We start from the raw sequence: 17,996 nt of genomic DNA, 5'->3' as shown, positions 1-17,996 counted from the left end.
GTTTAGTTTCAAATCATATATTTCTAAGTTAGGTATAGTTTCATGTTATATCTTACCCTGCGCCACTACGAATATGTCTGTGCCGTTGCACAGCAGGGCAGCCTTTCGGCGGCCGCAGAGCGGCTGCATGTCAGCCAGCCCGCGCTCTCCACCGCGCTGGCCCGGATCGAAACACACCTTGGCCATGTGTTGTTCCAACGTCGGCGCGGCGCGCCCCTGACCCTGACACCACGCGGACGCGACTTTGCCAGGGCCGCCCAGGCCCTGCTGGATCAGGCGGCCCAACTGGAAACCCCAGGCGGTGCCAGCCCGGTGACCCAAAGGCTGGTGCTTGGCTGTTTTGCCGATCTGGCGCCTCTCTTGCTAGCCCCTGCCCTACGCCTCCTACGTCAGAGCCTGCCAGAGCTGACCATCAGCCCCCGCGTCGATGGGTTTACCGGTCTTACCGACGCGCTGCTGCAGGGCGATGTTGATCTTGCGCTGACCTATGATCTGGGGCTGGATGCCAGTTTTGAACGCCGCGAGATTGACCAACGCTGCCCACAGGCGCTGGTATCGCCAGACCATCCGCTGGCCAGCCACAGCTCCCTGCCGCTGGCGGCGCTGGCCGAGATGCCACTGATCCTGTCGCAGGAAGGCCTGTCGCTACAGCATATGCTGGCCTTGTTCAAAACCCAGGGACTGACGCCGCGCATCGCCCATCGCGCCGCATCTCTCGAATTGCTGCGTAGCCTGGCGGCCAATGGCGAAGGGGTCGGCGTTAGCTATAGCGCCCCACCGCTAGGGCAGAGCTATGATGGCAAGCCGCTGATCATGGTGCCCATCAGCGATGCCAGCGCCCGCGAGCCGGTGATCCTGACCAGTCATGGTCAACCACCGGCTGGCTCTGCTCAGGCGCGTGCAATTCAGGCCCTATCGCAGGGCCTGGCCACGCAGGCTGCACAGCACACGGCCCTGTAACAAACAGGGCAGTCAGCAGTCAGGCAGTCACAACGGCGAGCGGGTGATGCATCAATCAGCGCCTCGTCCCGCAGGGCGCAATGACCTGTCGGCACGGTTCAGATTTTGCGCAGGCGGATCACCACATCAACCGAGGCAATTTCCATACCCTCGGGCGCGTCTGGCAGACGCTGGATCACCAATTGGTCCGATGGTGCATCGGTGACTCGGCTGCCATCTTCCCAGAAATAATGCGGATGATCATGGGTATTGGTGTCGAAATAGCTTTTGGAGCCATCAACGGTGATCTCTTGCAGCACGCCCGCATCACAAAAGGCGCGCAGGGTATTATAGACAGTGGCCAGGGAAACGGCCGTCCCCTTGGTCTTGGCAGCGTCAAACAGGCTTTCGGCGGTGACATGGCGATGGTTGCCATCCCCAACCAGCAATTCAGCCAAAGCAAGCCGCTGCCGAGTCGGGCGCAGCCCAGCCTCGACCAACCAGTTTGTTGCCACGTCTTCGCTGTTTGGCGTCATGTGCGGATCCTGCATCGCGTTGCTATTGGGGGTTATACTGCAAATGCGTCGCGTTTTTCAAACAGAATCCCCATTTCCAGCGATCCTGTCCAGCGCCCTGATGACACATTCTCTTTGTCAGCCTGGCTTCACTGCTCTTGCCGGACCGGCAAGCCGGGTGCTACAGGAAAGAAAACACATGAAACACCCAGGCAGGAGACGCGCCAGCATGGCCGATTACCCCAGAAGCTTTGACAAAGACGACCTGTTGAAATGTTCCCGAGGAGAGCTGTTTGGCCCCGGCAACGCCCAGCTTCCCGCCCCGCCAATGTTGATGATGGACCGCATTACCGAGGTCAGCGCCGATGGCGGTGCCCATGGCAAGGGCCATATCGTCGCGGAGTTCGATATCAACCCGGACCTGTGGTTCTTTGAATGCCATTTCCCCGGCAACCCGATCATGCCCGGCTGCCTGGGTCTGGATGGCCTGTGGCAGCTCACCGGCTTCAACCTCGGCTGGCGCGGCTGGAAAGGCCGCGGCATGGCCGTCGGCGTTGGCGAGGTCAAACTGACCGGCATGGTCCGCCCCGAACGCAAGATGCTGACCTATAAGATCGACTTCAAGAAAGCGATCCAGACCCGCCGCCTGACCATGGGCGTGGCGGATGGCATCGTCGAAGCCGATGGCGAGATGATCTATGACGTCAAGGACATGAAAGTCGTTCTGTCCGAAGCCTAGTTCGCTCTATTCTTCTGCGATGAAAAAAGAGGCCTCCGGGCCTCTTTTTTGTTTGAGAACTGCCCGCTCAGAGCCCGGATTACCGTTTAGGTTTGCTCAAATGCCATGCATTGTAGAGGCCCACTCCAAGCGCCAGCACAGCGAGCAAAAACCATACGTTCCCTGATTGCTCTGAATGTACGACACCCGCGTCATCATCAAAGCAGCGGCCCAATTCATTGAAACAATTCCGCCATTTGAAATACTCGACGTAGTACAAATACCCAAAAGCCAACGCAAACCCGAAAGAAACCAGAGAAGCGATCTTTCTAATCATCTACCAGCCCCTTGCATCACCGCCAAAAGTTTAACGCTTCGGCAGCGAACTTCAACGACCGCTTTGCCCTGTGGTTTCAACGCGGCCAACCACCGCAAAACCAGCTGCAAGCCTGCGCCGCGCCGCCATGCCGTCTTGCACCCCCGCCCTGCAATGCATACTAAGACATAAGCAATTAAGGGAGTGCACGTATGCGTCGTGTCGTCGTCACCGGTCTGGGGATCGTCTCCTCCATCGGAAACAACACCGAAGAAGTCATCGCTTCACTGAAGGCGGGGAAATCCGGCATCGTTGCCAGCCCCGAAATGACCGAGCACGGCTTTCGCAGCCAGGTTGCCGGCACGCTGAAGATCGACATCAAGGAACATGTAGACAAGCGCGCGCTGCGCTTTATGGGCCCCGGTGCCGCCTATGCCCATATCGCCATGAGCCAGGCCATCGCTGATGCGGGCCTTTCAGAAGACCAGATCGTGAATGAGCGCACTGGCCTGGTGGCCGGTTCCGGTGGGCCCTCCACCTCTGCCATGCTGGCGGCGCATCAGGTGGTTGCCAAGACCGGCGCCACCAAGCGTATCGGGCCTTTTGCGGTGCCGAAATGCATGTCCTCGACCATTTCGGCCAACCTCGCGACGGCCTTCAAGATCAAGGGCATCAACTATTCCATCACCTCCGCCTGCTCGACTTCGCTGCACTGCATCGGCAATGCGGCGGAACAGATCATGATGGGCAAGCAGGACGTGATGTTCGCCGGTGGCGGCGAAGAGCTGGACTGGACCCTGTCCTGCCTGTTTGATGCCATGGGCGCCATGTCCTCCAAGAAAAACGACGACCCAGAAGCAGCCAGCCGCGCCTTTGATCAGGACCGCGACGGTTTTGTCATCTCGGGCGGCGGCGGCATTGTGGTGCTGGAAGATCTCGACCACGCGCTGGCGCGCGGCGCCAAGATCTACGCCGAAGTGGTTGGCTATGCGGCCACCTCCGATGGTCACGATATGGTAGCGCCATCTGGCGAGGGCGGCGAACGTGCCATGCGTCTGGCGCTGTCGACCCTGCCCGAAGGCCGCAAGGTCAGCTATATCAACGCCCACGGCACATCCACACCTGTGGGCGATGTCGGTGAAGTCGAAGCCGTGCGCCGGGTCTTTGGCGAAGGTCAGACCCCGCCGATTTCGTCAACCAAATCCATGACCGGTCACGCCCAGGGCGCTGCAGGCGCACTAGAGGCGATTTTCTGCCTGCTGATGCTTGAGAATGATTTCATCACCCCCTCGATCAACGTGGACACGCTGGCCGACGGTATTCTTCCCGGCGAAATCGCCACTGACCTTGTCGAAAATGCGGGCCTCGACTGTGTAATGACCAACAGCTTTGGCTTTGGCGGCACCAATGGGTCGATGGTTTTGAGCAAGTACAAAGGATAATCTCATAATGTCAGGATTGTTGACGGGCAAACGTGGATTGGTCATGGGCGTAGCCAATGAACGTTCAATCGCTTGGGGCATTGCCAAGGCCATGGCTGGTGCCGGTGCCGAGCTGGCCTTTACCTACCAGGGCGATGCCTTTGGCAAACGGTTGGAACCGCTGGCCCAAAGCCTGGGCAGTGACTTCATGGTCGATGTCGATGTGACCAATGATGCCTCGCTGGATGCCGCCTTTGAACAGCTGGGCAACCGTTGGGACAGCATTGATTTTGTCGTGCACGCCATTGCCTATTCGGACAAATCCGAACTGACAGGCCGTTTCCTGGATACCAGCCGGGCGAATTTCAAGAATTCGCTGGATATCTCTGCCTATTCCTTCATCGAAGTGGCGCGCCGGGCGCATCCCTTCATGAAAGACAACGGCGGCACCCTGCTGACGCTGACTTATGGCGGATCCAACCGGGTGACGCCCAACTACAATGTCATGGGTGTGGCAAAGGCGGCACTGGAAAGCGCCACCCGCTATCTGGCCAATGATCTTGGCCCCGAAGGCATCCGCGTCAACGCCATCTCGCCCGGCCCGATGAAGACCCTGGCCGGGGCGGCCATCGGTGGTGCACGCAAGACCTACAAGCACACCGAGCAGAACGCCCCCATGCGGTCCAATGCCACGCTTGAGGCCGTTGGCGGTACTGCGGTCTATCTGGCCTCAGATGCCGGTGCCTGCACCACTGGCGAAATTATCCGCGTTGATGGCGGTTTTCACATCCTCGGGATGCCGCAGCAAGAGCACTTGTAGGCCATCGCGGCGCAAGCGATGCACAAGACCCAAGACAAAAAGGGCGCCTCATCAGGCGCCCTTTTTCTGTTCCAACAGTGCCTTGCACCTGCTCAGCCGATCGAGACCAGCTCGATCTCAAAGTTCAGATCCTTGCCGGCCAGCGGGTGATTGGCGTCCAAGGTCACGGTGGCCTCGGTCACTTCAACCACGGTCACCGGCAGTACATGGCCTTCTGGGCTTTGCATTTGCAGTTGGGTGCCCAGCTCCAGCGGGATGTCATCAGGAATGCCTTCGCGCGGAATCGCCTGGCGTGCCTCGGGGTTCAGCGGGCCGTAGGCATCGGCGCTTGCGATCTCAAGGCTCTTTTTGTCACCGACGACCATGCCGGGCAGGCCAGCATCCATTCCAGCAATCACCTGCCCAGAGCCAACGGTGAACTCCAGCGGGTCACGCCCCTCAGAGCTGTCAAAGACGGAACCATCCGTCAATGTGCCAGTGTAGTGGATGCGGACAGTATCGCCGTTTTTTACCTCGGTCATGGGACCTCCAGTTTATACAAAATTACAGTGGCGCACCCTACAGGCCTCAGTTCTGAAGTAAACCCGCCTATCCGAGCCTTTTTTGCCCCCTTTACGGCCCCTGCCGCTGGCGAGGAAACCAGCAACCCCAAGCCGAAGTTACGGCCCAAATTCAGGTCCGAATTCAGGCCCGAACTGCGTCCAAGGCGATATAAGGCGCGGCGGCTGAAGAATTGTATCCATCACAACTTCGCGCTTTGCCCCCTCCGGGAGGCATGACAGGATATCCCCAAAGGAGATGTTACATGCCGATTACCACCTGCGTTTTTGATGCCTATGGCACGCTCTTTGATGTGACCGCCGCAGCCCGACAGGCCGCCGCTGACCCCGCGTTTCCGCAGCTGCAGGAAACCTGGCCCGCGCTGGCCAATCATTGGCGGCTGAAGCAGTTGCAGTACACCTGGCTGCGCGCGATCACAGATGCCCACTGCGGGTTTTGGCAGGTCACCCAGGATGGCCTTGACTGGGCGCTAGAGGCCACCGGGCTGCAGGGCGACGCCAAACTGCGCCAGCGCTTGCTGGATCTCTATTGGGAACTGCAGGCCTACCCAGAGGTCCCCGCCATGCTGGCCACCCTGAAAGAGGCTGGCCTGAACACCGCCATCCTGTCAAATGGCTCTCCGGATATGTTGGACGGGGCAGTGCAATCGGCCGGGATTGGTGCGCTGCTGGATGATGTCTTATCCGTGGAAAGCGTCGGCATCTTCAAGCCGGACTCCCGTGTCTATGATCTCGTCGGCCAGCGCTTTGGCTGCCAGAACAAAGAGGTTCTCTTTGTGTCCTCCAATGGCTGGGATGCCGCCGGGGCTGCGGGCTATGGGTTCACCACAGCCTGGGTCAATCGCGTGAAAGAACCCATCGACCGCCTGCCCTGGACACCGGCGCATGTGCTGCAGGATCTGACGACGATTCCAGCCCTTGCCTGCCCGTAACCACCGCTTTTGCACTACAAACCATTTTCGCCACTCAGATTACCGGAGCCCCAGATGTCCTCTTTTGCAATGATCCAGTCCGCAGCCAAGCGGTTGCAGGGCCATGCCCGCATCACGCCGATGCTCAGCTCGCCCTTTATGGACGAGATCGCCGGCCGCCGCGTGCTGGTCAAGGCAGAGTGCCTGCAACACACCGGATCCTTCAAGTTTCGCGGCGGCTGGGCTGCGATTACTGCGCTGGCCCCCGAAGAACGCGCCCGCGGCGTGATCGCCTATTCCAGCGGCAACCATGCCCAGGGTGTGGCCGCTGCCGCCAAGGCCCATGGCGTCGCTGCCGTGATCCTGATGCCTGTCGATGCACCACGCCTCAAAATCGAAAACACCCGCGCCCTGGGCGCCGAAGTGGTGCTGTATGACCGCGCAGGCGGCGAAGATCGCGATGCCATCGGATTGGATCTGGCCCAGACGCGCGGCCTGACCCTGATCAAGCCCTATGACGAACCCGAAGTCATCGCCGGACAGGGCACCACCGGACTGGAAATCGCAGAGCAGGCGGCCAGCCTGGGGGTCGAAACCGGTGATGTGCTGATCTGTTGCGGCGGTGGCGGGCTGACCAGCGGCGTCGCCCTGGCCCTGGAAGGGCTTGGCTCCTCCCTGCAGGTCAGACCGGCAGAGCCCGAGGGTTTTGACGATGTGACCAGATCCCTGGCCAGCGGCCAGGTTGAAACCAATGCGGCGGTATCAGGCTCGATCTGCGACGCCATTCTGACCCCCGCCCCCGGAGAACAGACCTTTCCGGTGCTGCAACGGCTGTGCGGCGGCGGCATCGTGGTCAGCGAGGAAGAAGCCCTGCGCGCCATGGCCCTGGCCTTTGTGCGGTTGAAAATCGTGCTGGAACCGGGTGGTGCCGTCTCACTGGCGGCGGCGCTGTTTCACCCGGATCAGATCCAGGGGGAAGCGGTGATCGCCATCGCCACCGGCGGCAATGTCGACACCGCCGTGTTTCAGCGTGCGCTCTCCAGCTACGCATAGCCCTGCGGCGACGCGCGACCTGCGCCCCCACGGGCGCAGGCAAATCGCACTGTGGGCTTTACCCCGGCCCGGCACCTCTTCTAGATAGCCTGCAAGAGTTATCGGAGAACACACCATGCAGATCGCAGATCTTGGCGATGTCCAGCTTCACTACCGCATTGATGGCGACCCAGAGGGCGCGCCCATTGTCTTTGCCAATTCGCTTGGCACCGATCTGCGGGTCTGGGATCAGGTGGTGGATCGCCTGCCCGCCGGGTTGAAGGTAATCCGCTATGACAAGCGCGGCCATGGGTTGTCCTCTTGTCCAGATGCGCCCTATTCGATGGGGGCGCTGGTGCGCGATGCGGAACGGCTGCTGGATCTGCTATCGGTGCGCGACTGCGTCTTTGTCGGCCTGTCGATCGGCGGCATGATTGGTCAGGGGCTGGCGGTCAAGCGGCTGGACATGGTGCGCGCCCTGGTGCTGTCCAACACTGCGGCCAAGATTGGCACCGCCCAGATGTGGCAGGATCGGATCCAGGCGGTCACCGACCACGGCATCGAAGCACTGGCCGACAGCGTGATGGAGCGCTGGTTTGCCCGCGATTTTCGCGCCAAGCCAGAATTGCAACTGTGGCGCAATATGCTGGTGCAACAGTCGCGCGCCGGATACATCGGCTGCTGCACGGCCATTTCTGGCACTGATTTTTACACCCCTACCAGCGGGCTGCGCCTGCCCTGTCTGGGCATTGCCGGATCAGAAGACAGCTCTACTCCGCCCGATCTGGTACGCGAAACCGTCGATCTGATTCCCGGCAGCCAGTTCCACCTGATCCGCCGCGCAGGCCATATCCCCTGCGTTGAACAACCCGACGAATACGCGGCACGCCTGACCCAATTCCTGCAAGAGGTCGGCCACTGTGACTGATTTTCTACTGATCCATGGCTCTTGCCATGGTGCCTGGTGCTGGCGCGATGTGATCCCGGCGCTGGCTGCGCGTGGCCATACTGCCCGCGCCATTGATCTGCCCGGTCATGGGGATGCCCGTGATCCCGCCACCGTCACCCTACAGGAAACCGCCGAGGCGATCCTGGCCGCCGCCACCCCTGAAACCGTTGTTCTGGGCCATTCCTGGGCCGGCTATCCCATTTCCGCCGCCGCCGACATCGTCCCCAAGGCGCTGCGCGGGTTGATCTATCTCTGCGCCTATGTGCCTGTTTCGGGCCAGTCGCTGATCGATATGCGCAAGGCCGGGCCACGCCAGACCATCGGATCCGCCGCGATCAAATCTGCCGATGGCGCCAGCTATACCATTGAACCAGCTGCGGCCCCGCGCCTGTTCTACCACGATTGCCCGCAAGAGGCGGTGGATTACGCGCTAAGCCATCTCTGCCCGCAGCCGATCTTGCCGCAGGACACGCCACTGGTGCTGGGGGACAACTGGCAGGCCCTCCCCAAGGCCTATATCCGCTGCACGAAGGATCAGACGATTCCGCCGGAATATCAGGCACAGATGGTGGCGGACTGGCCACGCGGCAGTGTATACGAGATGCCAAACTCTCATTCGCCCTTTTTTGCCAACCCTGAGGGGCTTGCTGATCTGATCGGGCATATCGCAAAGGACTTCTGATGGCGGGTTCCGTTTTTGACAGCCAGATCTATGGCGACCTATTTACCTCGGGCGATGTAGGGCGCCTGTTCACCGACACCGCCGAAGCACGCGCCATGCTGCTGGTCGAAGGCGCATTGGCCCGGGCGCAGGGGGCCGCCGGGGTGATCCCGCAAGACAGCGCCGCCGCCATTGGCCGCGCCGTGATGGAGGTGGCACTGGATCCCGGCACCCTGCGCAAACCCACTGGCCAGAACGGCGTGCCGGTGCCCGGATTGATCGCCGCCTTTCGCGCCGAGATGAACGCGCCGGAGCACGCGCAATATGTGCATTGGGGCGCGACCTCGCAGGATATCATGGACAGCGCCCTGATGCTGCGCCTGCGCCAGGCGCTGGCCCTGATCGAAGATGACCTGAAGCTGGCGCTTTTCGCCTTGGCCAGGCTGGCCGAAACCCATGCCGAGCTGCCGATGCCCGCGCGCACCTATGGTCAACATGCGACCCCAACCAGCTTTGGGGCGGTGGTCGCCGCCTGGGGCGCCCCCCTTCTGGCGCTGGTTGGCGAGTTGGACACCCTGCGCCGCGACTGCCTGCTGATATCGCTTTCCGGTGCTGCAGGCACCTCTGGGGCACTCGGCCCCAAGGCTGCCGAAATCCGCGCCGAGATGGCCAAGGCCCTGGGACTACACGACCCCGAGCGCAGCTGGCACAGCGACCGCACAGCCCTGCTCCGGCTGATGGATTGGATGGTGCGGGTCAATCTGGCGCTGGGAAAACTGGGCGAGGACTGTATCGCCCTGGTCCAGACAGGCATTGGCGAGATCACCCTCGGGGATGCCGGGGCCTCGTCCACCATGCCGCAAAAGCAGAACCCCGTTGCCGCCTCGGCGCTGGTGGCGCTGGCACGGCAAGGCAGCGGGTTGTTGTCGATCCTGCACGGCAGCGCCTTGCAGCAGCACCAACGCGACGGAGCCGCCTGGTTCAGCGAATGGCTCTGCTTGCCGCAGATCGTTCTGGGCTGTGCCAGTGCTGCGCGCAGTGGTCGCGACCTCTGCGCCGGGATCACCCCGCGTGCCTCGGCCATGGAAGCTGCGCTGGCGAGCGGGCTGGACATGATCCACGCCGAAGCGCTGAGCTTTGCCCTGGCCCGCGACATGCCCCGGCCCGAGGCACAGGCCCTGGTGAAAACCCTGTGTCGCGAGGCCCAGGACACCGGACAGCCACTGCGGGACCTGGTTGCCCGCGACCAGCCTCAGCTGGATGTTGCCACGTTGTTTGATCCGGCAGCGCAGCTTGGCGCAGCCCCGGCCGAGGCCCGGCACTTTGCCCGCAAGGTTGCGGAGCTACCCACCGATTGACATGATAGACCGCTGGCGCCGTTCCACGCCCAGCCCTTGCCAGCAAAGACCATTTTGATGCGCCTGCCTTTGTTCTTTGTGCTGATCACCGTGATGATCGACGCCATAGGCGTGGGGCTGATCATGCCGATCATGCCCAGCCTGCTGCAAGAGGTGCAGGGCGGCAGCCTGGCAGATGCGGCGATCTGGGGCGGGGTCCTGGCCACCACATTCGCAGTGATGCAGTTCCTGTTCAGCCCGGTGCTGGGCGCGCTGTCGGATGCCTATGGGCGCCGCCCCGTTCTGCTGATTTCGCTTTTCATCATGGCGCTGGACTATCTGGTAATGGCGCTGGCCGGATCGCTATGGCTGCTGCTGTTGGGACGGCTGGTGGGCGGCATAACCGCCGCCACCCATGCCACGGCCGGCGCCTATATCGCGGATATTTCCAAACCCACTGAAAAGGCCGCAAACTTTGGCCTGCTGGGGGCCGCCTTTGGCATTGGCTTCGTGCTGGGGCCTTTGATGGGCGGCCTGCTCGGAGAGCTGGGCACCCGCGCGCCCTTTTATGCGGCGGCGCTGCTGGCGGGGCTTAACTTTACCCTGGGCTGGTTTGTCATGCGTGAAACTGTCACTGATGAAACCCGCCGCGCCTTTGACTGGCGCCGTGCCAATCCGCTTGGGGCCTTTCGCGCAATGGGCCGCATTCCCGGCATCAGCGGCTTGCTCTGGGTGTATTTTCTTTATTCCGTTGCGATCTATGTCTACCCGGCGGTCTGGTCGTATTTTACCGCAGAACGCTTTGGCTGGCAGCCGCAAATGATTGGGGTCTCGCTTGCGACCTACGGGATCTGCATGGCCTTGGTTCAAGGCGGCTTACTGCGCTACATGGTGCGCCGCCTCGGCGAACGGCGAACGGTGATCTGGGGGCAGATCTTTGATTTTTTTGCCTTTGGCATCCTGGCGGTGATCAGCAGTGGCGGGCTGGCGCTGGCGCTGATTCCGATCTCGGCCCTTGGCGCCGTCGTTCAACCGGCCCTGCAAGGGCTGATGTCGCGTGCCGTTGCTGACAACCAACAAGGAGAGCTGCAGGGCGTTATGACTGCGGCACATGCGCTGTCGATGATTATCTCACCGCTGATGATGACCGCCACCTTTGCCGCGTTTTCAGATAGGAACAGCGGGTATTACCTGCCGGGCGCGCCCTTTTTACTGGCGTTGTTGCTGATGCTGATCGGTGCTGCATTTTTTGTGCGCAGCCGGTCTTCCGTGACGTAAAACTTCAGGCTGTTCGTGGTTTCCATCTTGCGACACCAGAGACAGCGCGCCACCCTACCCCAAACAGGGAGAACACGATGAAAACCATCAAAGCCGCCGTCTGCCATAGCCATGGGGAACCCTTGGTCATCGAAGATATTCAACTGGCCGCGCCACGTATGGGCGAGGTCGAAGTCACCCTGGATGCGGTCGCGATCTGCCATAGCGATATTTCCTGGGCCGAAGGCGCCTGGGGCGGGTTTCTGCCTGCGGTCTATGGCCACGAAGCCGCCGGAGTAATCACTGCCCTGGGTGATGGGGTCAGCGGTTTTCGCGAAGGCGACAGCGTTGTGGTCACCCTGATCCACTCTTGCGGCAGCTGCCCGAATTGCGCAGGCGGCAAACCAACGCTTTGCCAAACGCCCTATGATCCCATCAAGGACGGCCCCCTGCAGACCGCTGATGGCGGCCCCTTGATGCAGGCGATGACCTGTGGTGCCTTTGCCGAAAAGGTGGTGGTAGATCAACGCCAAATCGTGAAGATCCCCGATGACCTGAACAAAGAGGCGGCCTCGTTGATTTCTTGCGGGGTGATCACCGGGGTGGGGGCTGCGGTCAATGCTGCCGGGCTGCGCGCCGGACAAGATGTGGTTGTGATTGGCGCGGGCGGTGTCGGCCTGAACGCCATTCAAGGCGCGCGCATTGCCGGGGCACGGCGCATCGTGGCAGTTGATATGACCGAAGAGAAACTGGAAATCGCCAAGGAATTCGGCGCCACCGATGGCGTGCTCGGCAGCCTGAAATCCCCCTGGAAAGCCGCCTTCAAGGCGCTTGGCGGCAAGGGGGCCGATGTGGTGTTGGTCACTGTGGGGGCCATTCCCGCCTATGAACAGGCGCTGCGCTATCTCGGCTATGGTGGCAAGGCCGTAATCATTGGCATGCCCCATTCTGGCGCAAAGGCAGAATACGAACCCGTCATCATGGCAGCGGTCGGGCATGGTCTTATCGGGTCCAAAATGGGCGATGTGGTCATCCAGCGGGATATTCCCTGGATGGTTGACCTCTACCAGCAGGGACGGCTGAAACTGGACGAACTGATTTCGGGGCGCTGGCGGCTGGATCAAATCAACGAGGCCATCGCCGATACAAAGACTGGCAGCGCCAGACGCAATGTGATTGTGTTTGACCGAACCGACTAAGACGGAGCCTTTCCGGTGCTGCAATTTCTGACCGAGCTGTTCAAACCCAAGCCCGCCCCGACGCCGCCCATCACCGCTGAAACCTCGATGAATTTTGAGGCCAGGGATATCGGCCCCTTTCTGGCACGGCTGGCGGGCTCGCCCCGATTTGAGCTGCCGCGCGATTTTGCAGCCACAATCACAGACGCCCTGCCTGACCTGGACCTGGGCCAAACCCGGCGTTGGCGCATTGATGGCGATTTCGATCAACGTGCCGCGGTGCTCGAAATTCAGGTCTTCATGGATGATTTCGACGCTCCGGACCTATCCTTTTTCAGCTCGGCCCCCGTCATCGCTGCGATCAATGCCGAGCTGGACCTTTTTGACGACACCGCAGAGAGGCCTGGCACATGAAGCTACAAGATCTCGACATCATCGTCACAGCCCCGCCTGCCCCCGGCTGGGGCGGGCGGTACTGGATCCTGATCAAGCTGACCACCGACAGTGGCATCACCGGCTGGGGGGAATGCTATGCCTCCACGATCGGTCCCGAAGCGATGAAACCCGTAATCCGCGATGTATTTGAACGGCACATGGCAGGGGAAAACCCGGAAAACATCGAGCTGATGTTCCGCCGGGTTTACTCCTCGGGCTTTACACAGCGCCCCGACCTGACAGTCATGGGTGCCTTTTCCGGACTAGAGATCGCCTGCTGGGATATCCTGGGCAAGGATCGCGACCGCCCGGTGCATGCGCTGATCGGCGGCCGGATGAACGACAAGATCCGCGCCTATACTTACCTCTACCCGCTGCCGCACCACGACATGAACGCATTCTGGACCGCCCCCGATCTGGCCGCGGAATCCGCCGCCGAAATGGTGCGCCAGGGCTATACCGCCATCAAGTTCGACCCGGCCGGCCCCTACACCATGCGCGGAGGCCACATGCCCGCGATGCAAGATATTGCGCTATCGGTTGCCTTTTGCAAAGCCATTCGCGGTGCTATCGGTGACAAGGCGGATCTGCTGTTTGGCACCCATGGTCAATTCAACACCGCTGGTGCGATACGACTGGGGCAGGCGCTAGAGCCCTATTCTCCACTCTGGTTTGAAGAGCCGACGCCGCCGGACAATATCGAAGACATGGCCCGCGTTGCCCGCAACCTGCGTATACCCATCGCTACCGGCGAGCGGATGACCACCAAAAGCGAATTTGCAGCCGTGCTGCGCAGCGGTGCCGCCGAGATCCTGCAGCCGGCGCTGGGGCGTGCCGGCGGGATCTGGGAGATGAAGAAGGTCGCCGCCCTGGCAGAGGTCTTCAACGCCCAGATGGCACCGCATCTTTATGCCGGTCCGGTGGAATGGGCCGCCAATATCCAGCTGGCCGCCTCGATCCCCAATATCCTGATGGCCGAATGCATCGAGACCCCGTTCCATGACGCCCTGATCAAAGGCAGCATCCGGGTCGAGAATGGCTTTATCACCCCGCCGCTGACCGCCGGCCTGGGCATCGAAGTAGACGAAGCCCTGGCCCGCGCCCATCCCTTTGGCGGCGACGATCTGCATCTCAACATGCAAGAGGCCCCCTGCGACTACCAAGGCGGGAACAGTTTTGCCGGGGGGGCACCACCACTGGACGCCTAACCTGGCGGAGCGCCTTGCCCCCTGCGCCGCCCATCTGGCAAGAAGGTTTTGCAGGGGGTGACTTATCCCGGTCAAATCGGGCAATATGGGGCCACCAGCCACCGCAGGATCTAGAATACGTGCCCCTTCAGACACCAGCCGCCCCCCGTGAAACCGCTGCGTCCCCCATGCCGGAGGAAACCCTGGCAGGCCTGCCCGCCATGGCCCCCGACGACATGGCCGACCGCGCAGCCGAGGCCGCTGCCTTTCTGAAAACCCTGGCCCATGAAGGCCGCCTGATGATCCTGTGCCACCTGGGCACCGGCGAAAAATCCGTTGGCGCACTGGGAACCCTGCTGAGCATGCGGCAGGCGGCAGTCAGCCAGATGCTGGCGCGGCTGCGCGACGAAGGTCTGGTGCAGACACGGCGCGAGGGAAAGACCATCTACTACGCGCTGAAGAACCAACACACCGAAGAAATCATCGCGCTGCTGCATCGCCAGTTCTGCAGCCCCGACTAGCTGCGCCGCACCCGACCCACAGCAAACAGCCTGTTGCACAACCCGGTGGTCTGTCCAGTACTCTGCGGCTGCGTGCACCAAGACCTGTCGCGTTCATTTGCTTTCGCATGTTTCAGATGCGCTAGTGGCTCACGTAGCCAGACACCACCTGCAACAGCTTGAAGGCTGTATTGGCGTCGTTCTCCACCACCGACAGGAACTCTTCCTCGCCGATCCGCAGGCAGGTCAGCTCTGTCTCTGCCACCATGCTCAGGGCGCGGGGTTCCTTGCGGATCAGCCCCAGTTCGCCCACCAGATGCCCTGGCCCGACCGAGGTCACCAGATGATCGGCCTTGCCCTCTTGTGGCAGAAACAGCCCCGCCTTGCCGTCGATGATCATGTAGACACCATCGCTGGCCACATCGTCCTTGTGGAAGACCGTGTCGCCTGCCTCGGCGGAATACCAGCGCGCGCCAAAGGCAAGCAGCCGCAGCTGTCGACGGTTCAGCCCGGAAAACAGCTCTGTCTGTTCCAGCGCACGCAGCTTGCGCGCCAGATCCTGGCTGGCGGCGCTGTCTTCTACGCTTTCCTGCTGCGCCTCATCGCTGACCAACCTGCCCTGCCGCAACTCGAAATGGACATCAAAGACATCCACATTCTCAAAGCCGACCTCAAGATAGATCAGCGTCGTATCCGGCAACAACTCGCGCAGGTTTTTGTGAACCGCAATCCGGGTCTCATTATCATAGCTGCTCAGGGCCCCATCCAATAGCAGGATATCAGGCCGCTTGATTGTCGCCCGCGCAAAGGCCAGTGGCTCTGCATAGCTGGCGGGCAGCCCCTGACCGCCAATTGCGACCGGCAGGTCAAAGATCAGCTCTACCACCATGTCCCGGCCGCCATTCTCTACCAGGACCTGCGCTACCAGACGGCGGACATCATCGCCGCGCGCGCCGGAACTGTCAGAGATTTTCCCAAAGAGCGCATTTTCCAGGACCGTCAGGCCCGGCGCGAATGCCTCCTCGTCCAGCCGTACAACGACATCCGACAGGCTGCCCATCAGATCATCCGCGTGGTTTTCGCGAAACTCCAGAATGCGCGCCTTCATATCATCACTGAAGGCCGGGCCGATCTGCTCTGCCGAGATACTGAAAGGGACAATCATCAGCTGTGCCAGTTCTTGATGGCCCAGCGCACCGCCCCCGTTGGCGCGGGTTGTATCCACCAGCGCCGAGGCCCGTTCGTAGGCCCTAACATCCAGCCCCAGCTTGCGAAACAGCGGATGATCGGTGCCGTCCATGCCAAAGATCTGGCGCAGGATGTCCACGACATCTTCAGTCAGCGCCACCAGGTCATCCACCAGTTTCAGCGCCTGCAGCCGGTCGAGAAATTCAACATGCCGCTGCAAGAGCTCTTCCGAGATCGGCTCTCGGAGGGTGGCATAGAGCAGGTTTTCCGCCACCGGCAGCGCCGAATTATACCTGTCTGGTGCCAGCGCATGGACCTGGCTTGTCAGCCCCGCCTCTTTGAGCGCGGCACGCACCTTGGGACGCAGGTCAATCAGACACTGCGCCAGCCTCGGGTGCAGCTTGGGGTCAAAATGTTGCTCCATACCGCGGCGAAACAAGGCGCTATCGGTGCCTATCCCCGCCAGCAACTGCACCCACCAATCGCGCAGGTCATGCGCCGAAGAAAAGCCCGCCAGGCCCGGATCAAGCCAGGGCGCGTCAAAGGGATCGGCGCTGTTCCCTGCCTGCTGCGCGGCGCGATAACGCTGCACATCGCGCGGTTCCCCCTGTGGGCGAGAGCGCATGGGCATCATCACGTTGTCGCCAAAAGAGCCCTGAAACAGCACCGGACGCGAGGTCACATGGCCAACCCGCAGCGCCAGAACCGCCTGATGGATCGAGCGCAAATCCACATCTGCAATCGTCACCTTGCCCGCCGAGGGCAGCACTTCACGGGTCAGCAACTGGGCCAGCGCCCGCCGGTCTTCTTCCGACGGGGCAGCAATGCCGATAACCTTGCCCCCAGGCAGGCAGGCATTCAGATCCTCCAGCACCAGGTTGCCATCAGCATCACGCACATTGACCGCATCCAGCACGATATCGCCGCGCAGCCGGATCTGCTCTTCCGGTTCGCCGATCATCAGCTCTTCGCGCACCATGCCCGGCGGGGCAAACCGTTCCAGTATCACATCCCAACGCAGGGACATATCCTGGGTCTGGTTGTAATAGGTCAGCAGTTCTTTCCAGGGCGACGCAAGATCCTTATAGGCCGCCAGGGCCGCCACCAAAGCCCCAAGAGAGACCTTCCCCTGCAGCACCAGATAGCCGCCAATCGCATAAAAGAAAAAGGGCGTCAGATTGGTAATGAAGTTATTGAGAAACTTCATGAAAAACTTTTTCTGGTAGATCTGGAAGCGGATATCATACAGATGCCCCAGCCGATCCGTGATCGCCGCCATCCGATAGCGCCAGCCGCCATTGATGCGCAGGGTCGCCGCCCCTGCAGCGCTTTCACCGATTTCAGAGGCCAGGGCGCGCACCTGATGGATCCGGGTCTTGTTCAACAGGTTGATCTGACGCTGCAGCATCGGGATCAGCCAGCCCTGCAAGGGGATCAGTGCCACCGCCGCCAAGCCAAACCAGAGACTTTGGCTGAACAGGAAAAACAGAATGGTCGCCATCTGCCCGGCCTGCAAGACTGGCTGACTGACCGCATCGCCCATCAGCCCGCCCATCGGCTCGCTCTCAGAGGTGATCATCGAAACCAGTTCCCCCTGGCTCACCCTTTCGAAATAGGGCTGCGGAAAGCGCAGCACGCGGGCGATCAGAGAATAGCGAAAGCGGCGCAGCATCCGTTCGGCCAGCACCCCCTTCATGGTGTTGATCCGCATCTTCAACAGTCCGTGCACCAGCACCGAGATCAGGAATGCGCCGCACAGGATCCACAGATAATTCAGCTGCGCGATATCGTATCCCAAAAGATCAATACTATCGCTTTGGGCACCAATCGCGTCATTGATGATCCGCTTTGGCAGTTCCAGCGTCAGGTAGAGCAGTGGAAAAAGACAAGTGGTGACCGCCAGTAAAAGCACTTGATCACGTTTGGAATATTTCCAGATAAAGCGGAACAGGGAACGTTCTATGGGACAGCTCCAACTCTGGCTGCAACAAAAGGGATCTTTCATGACTAGCGCGGATTACCCCTGACAGGCAATGGCCGGATGGCGCTGTGATCTAGTTCACCTTCGCATA

Annotated in this window: 18 protein-coding genes; 14 read left to right on the top strand and 4 right to left on the bottom strand. The window is 61.1% G+C overall.

Features of this window, described 5'->3' with window-relative positions; all coding sequences use genetic code 11:
• Positions 1 to 42: 42 nt before the first annotated feature.
• The gene (locus ACN0VH_RS11485; RefSeq protein WP_417700655.1) at positions 43 to 960 is read left to right on the top strand and encodes a LysR family transcriptional regulator; all 918 of its coding nucleotides are present in this window, start codon (positions 43 to 45) and stop codon (positions 958 to 960) included.
• Positions 961 to 1,058: 98 nt separating this feature from the next.
• Here the strand turns inward: ACN0VH_RS11485 and irr are convergent, their stop codons facing one another.
• Entirely contained in the window at positions 1,059 to 1,475 is a 417-nt protein-coding gene (gene irr, locus ACN0VH_RS11480) for a Fur family transcriptional regulator Irr (RefSeq protein WP_278923416.1), read from the bottom strand.
• A 208-nt stretch (positions 1,476 to 1,683) separates the two neighbouring features.
• Here irr and fabA point away from each other — a divergent pair, with 208 nt between their 5' ends.
• Positions 1,684 to 2,193 (top strand): bifunctional 3-hydroxydecanoyl-ACP dehydratase/trans-2-decenoyl-ACP isomerase, encoded by a 510-nt coding sequence (fabA, locus tag ACN0VH_RS11475; RefSeq protein WP_417700654.1) that lies wholly within the window; start codon positions 1,684 to 1,686, stop codon positions 2,191 to 2,193.
• A 79-nt stretch (positions 2,194 to 2,272) separates the two neighbouring features.
• Here fabA and ACN0VH_RS11470 read toward each other — a convergent pair whose 3' ends face one another.
• A complete protein-coding gene (locus tag ACN0VH_RS11470; protein ID WP_278923418.1) occupies positions 2,273 to 2,509 on the bottom strand; it encodes a hypothetical protein in 237 nt (78 codons plus the stop codon).
• A 191-nt stretch (positions 2,510 to 2,700) separates the two neighbouring features.
• Here ACN0VH_RS11470 and fabB point away from each other — a divergent pair, with 191 nt between their 5' ends.
• Both fabB and ACN0VH_RS11460 read left to right on the top strand, forming a co-directional pair.
• On the top strand, positions 2,701 to 3,930 hold the full coding sequence (fabB, locus tag ACN0VH_RS11465) for a beta-ketoacyl-ACP synthase I (protein WP_278923419.1): 1,230 nt from the start codon (positions 2,701 to 2,703) through the stop codon (positions 3,928 to 3,930).
• A 7-nt stretch (positions 3,931 to 3,937) separates the two neighbouring features.
• Positions 3,938 to 4,729, top strand: a complete 792-nt coding sequence (locus ACN0VH_RS11460; protein ID WP_278923420.1) for an enoyl-ACP reductase FabI — start codon at positions 3,938 to 3,940, stop codon at positions 4,727 to 4,729.
• Positions 4,730 to 4,821: 92 nt separating this feature from the next.
• On the opposite strand, the gene ACN0VH_RS11455 is transcribed toward ACN0VH_RS11460, so the two are convergent.
• A complete protein-coding gene (locus ACN0VH_RS11455; protein ID WP_278923421.1) occupies positions 4,822 to 5,250 on the bottom strand; it encodes an FKBP-type peptidyl-prolyl cis-trans isomerase in 429 nt (142 codons plus the stop codon).
• 284 nt (positions 5,251 to 5,534) lie between these two features.
• On the opposite strand from ACN0VH_RS11455, the gene ACN0VH_RS11450 reads away from it, so the two are divergent.
• The 10 genes from ACN0VH_RS11450 (at position 5,535) to ACN0VH_RS11405 (ending at position 14,757) form a co-directional block, all read left to right on the top strand.
• A complete protein-coding gene (locus ACN0VH_RS11450) occupies positions 5,535 to 6,221 on the top strand; it encodes a haloacid dehalogenase type II (protein ID WP_417700653.1) in 687 nt (228 codons plus the stop codon).
• 54 nt (positions 6,222 to 6,275) lie between these two features.
• The gene (locus ACN0VH_RS11445; RefSeq protein ID WP_278923423.1) at positions 6,276 to 7,253 is read left to right on the top strand and encodes a threonine ammonia-lyase; all 978 of its coding nucleotides are present in this window, start codon (positions 6,276 to 6,278) and stop codon (positions 7,251 to 7,253) included.
• Positions 7,254 to 7,368: 115 nt separating this feature from the next.
• A complete protein-coding gene (gene pcaD / locus ACN0VH_RS11440; protein ID WP_417700652.1) occupies positions 7,369 to 8,160 on the top strand; it encodes a 3-oxoadipate enol-lactonase in 792 nt (263 codons plus the stop codon).
• Positions 8,153 to 8,863: an alpha/beta fold hydrolase gene (locus tag ACN0VH_RS11435; RefSeq protein ID WP_417700651.1), complete on the top strand. Its 711-nt coding sequence runs from the start codon at positions 8,153 to 8,155 to the stop codon at positions 8,861 to 8,863. Before pcaD ends, ACN0VH_RS11435 begins: the two co-directional genes overlap by 8 nt.
• Positions 8,863 to 10,200, top strand: a complete 1,338-nt coding sequence (locus ACN0VH_RS11430) for a lyase family protein (protein ID WP_417700650.1) — start codon at positions 8,863 to 8,865, stop codon at positions 10,198 to 10,200. Before ACN0VH_RS11435 ends, ACN0VH_RS11430 begins: the two co-directional genes overlap by 1 nt.
• Before the next feature lie 57 nt (positions 10,201 to 10,257).
• Entirely contained in the window at positions 10,258 to 11,457 is a 1,200-nt protein-coding gene (locus tag ACN0VH_RS11425) for a TCR/Tet family MFS transporter (RefSeq protein ID WP_278923427.1), read from the top strand.
• A 77-nt stretch (positions 11,458 to 11,534) separates the two neighbouring features.
• Complete coding sequence (locus ACN0VH_RS11420) at positions 11,535 to 12,635, top strand: Zn-dependent alcohol dehydrogenase (protein WP_278923428.1); 1,101 nt, start codon at positions 11,535 to 11,537, stop codon at positions 12,633 to 12,635.
• Between the two features lie 15 nt (positions 12,636 to 12,650).
• Positions 12,651 to 13,028 carry a hypothetical protein gene (locus tag ACN0VH_RS11415; RefSeq protein WP_417700649.1) on the top strand — a complete coding sequence of 126 codons (378 nt, stop codon included), beginning with the start codon at positions 12,651 to 12,653 and terminating at the stop codon, positions 13,026 to 13,028.
• Positions 13,025 to 14,257, top strand: coding sequence for a mandelate racemase/muconate lactonizing enzyme family protein (locus ACN0VH_RS11410; RefSeq protein WP_417700648.1), 1,233 nt, complete (start codon positions 13,025 to 13,027; stop codon positions 14,255 to 14,257). The genes ACN0VH_RS11415 and ACN0VH_RS11410 overlap by 4 nt, the downstream gene beginning before the upstream one ends.
• Positions 14,258 to 14,424: 167 nt before the next feature.
• Positions 14,425 to 14,757 carry an ArsR/SmtB family transcription factor gene (locus ACN0VH_RS11405; protein WP_417700783.1) on the top strand — a complete coding sequence of 111 codons (333 nt, stop codon included), beginning with the start codon at positions 14,425 to 14,427 and terminating at the stop codon, positions 14,755 to 14,757.
• 121 nt (positions 14,758 to 14,878) lie between these two features.
• On the opposite strand, the gene ACN0VH_RS11400 is transcribed toward ACN0VH_RS11405, so the two are convergent.
• Positions 14,879 to 17,929: an ABC transporter transmembrane domain-containing protein gene (locus tag ACN0VH_RS11400; RefSeq protein WP_417700647.1), complete on the bottom strand. Its 3,051-nt coding sequence runs from the start codon at positions 17,927 to 17,929 to the stop codon at positions 14,879 to 14,881.
• Between the last annotated feature and the right edge of the window lie 67 nt (positions 17,930 to 17,996).

Origin of the sequence: Pseudophaeobacter sp. (assembly GCF_048267565.1) — a bacterium.
GTDB lineage: Bacteria > Pseudomonadota > Alphaproteobacteria > Rhodobacterales > Rhodobacteraceae > Pseudophaeobacter > Pseudophaeobacter profundi.
The sequence above is the reverse complement of the archived record's forward strand: the minus strand, read 5'-3'. Positions and strand labels throughout refer to the sequence as shown.

What these genes read in the sequence shown, in the direction of transcription:
- ACN0VH_RS11420 (WP_278923428.1), top strand. Translation starts at nt 11,535, where the DNA reads ATGAAAACCATCAAAGCCGCCGTCTGCCATAGCCATGGGGAACCCTTG.
- ACN0VH_RS11445 (WP_278923423.1), top strand. Translation starts at nt 6,276, where the DNA reads ATGTCCTCTTTTGCAATGATCCAGTCCGCAGCCAAGCGGTTGCAGGGC.
- pcaD (WP_417700652.1), top strand. Translation starts at nt 7,369, where the DNA reads ATGCAGATCGCAGATCTTGGCGATGTCCAGCTTCACTACCGCATTGAT.
- ACN0VH_RS11410 (WP_417700648.1), top strand. Translation starts at nt 13,025, where the DNA reads ATGAAGCTACAAGATCTCGACATCATCGTCACAGCCCCGCCTGCCCCC.
- ACN0VH_RS11430 (WP_417700650.1), top strand. Translation starts at nt 8,863, where the DNA reads ATGGCGGGTTCCGTTTTTGACAGCCAGATCTATGGCGACCTATTTACC.
- ACN0VH_RS11450 (WP_417700653.1), top strand. Translation starts at nt 5,535, where the DNA reads ATGCCGATTACCACCTGCGTTTTTGATGCCTATGGCACGCTCTTTGAT.
- irr (WP_278923416.1), bottom strand. Translation starts at nt 1,475, where the DNA reads ATGACGCCAAACAGCGAAGACGTGGCAACAAACTGGTTGGTCGAGGCT.
- ACN0VH_RS11485 (WP_417700655.1), top strand. Translation starts at nt 43, where the DNA reads ATGTTATATCTTACCCTGCGCCACTACGAATATGTCTGTGCCGTTGCA.
- ACN0VH_RS11455 (WP_278923421.1), bottom strand. Translation starts at nt 5,250, where the DNA reads ATGACCGAGGTAAAAAACGGCGATACTGTCCGCATCCACTACACTGGC.
- ACN0VH_RS11405 (WP_417700783.1), top strand. Translation starts at nt 14,425, where the DNA reads ATGCCGGAGGAAACCCTGGCAGGCCTGCCCGCCATGGCCCCCGACGAC.
- ACN0VH_RS11470 (WP_278923418.1), bottom strand. Translation starts at nt 2,509, where the DNA reads ATGATTAGAAAGATCGCTTCTCTGGTTTCTTTCGGGTTTGCGTTGGCT.
- ACN0VH_RS11400 (WP_417700647.1), bottom strand. Translation starts at nt 17,929, where the DNA reads ATGAAAGATCCCTTTTGTTGCAGCCAGAGTTGGAGCTGTCCCATAGAA.
- ACN0VH_RS11460 (WP_278923420.1), top strand. Translation starts at nt 3,938, where the DNA reads ATGTCAGGATTGTTGACGGGCAAACGTGGATTGGTCATGGGCGTAGCC.
- ACN0VH_RS11425 (WP_278923427.1), top strand. Translation starts at nt 10,258, where the DNA reads ATGCGCCTGCCTTTGTTCTTTGTGCTGATCACCGTGATGATCGACGCC.
- fabB (WP_278923419.1), top strand. Translation starts at nt 2,701, where the DNA reads ATGCGTCGTGTCGTCGTCACCGGTCTGGGGATCGTCTCCTCCATCGGA.
- fabA (WP_417700654.1), top strand. Translation starts at nt 1,684, where the DNA reads ATGGCCGATTACCCCAGAAGCTTTGACAAAGACGACCTGTTGAAATGT.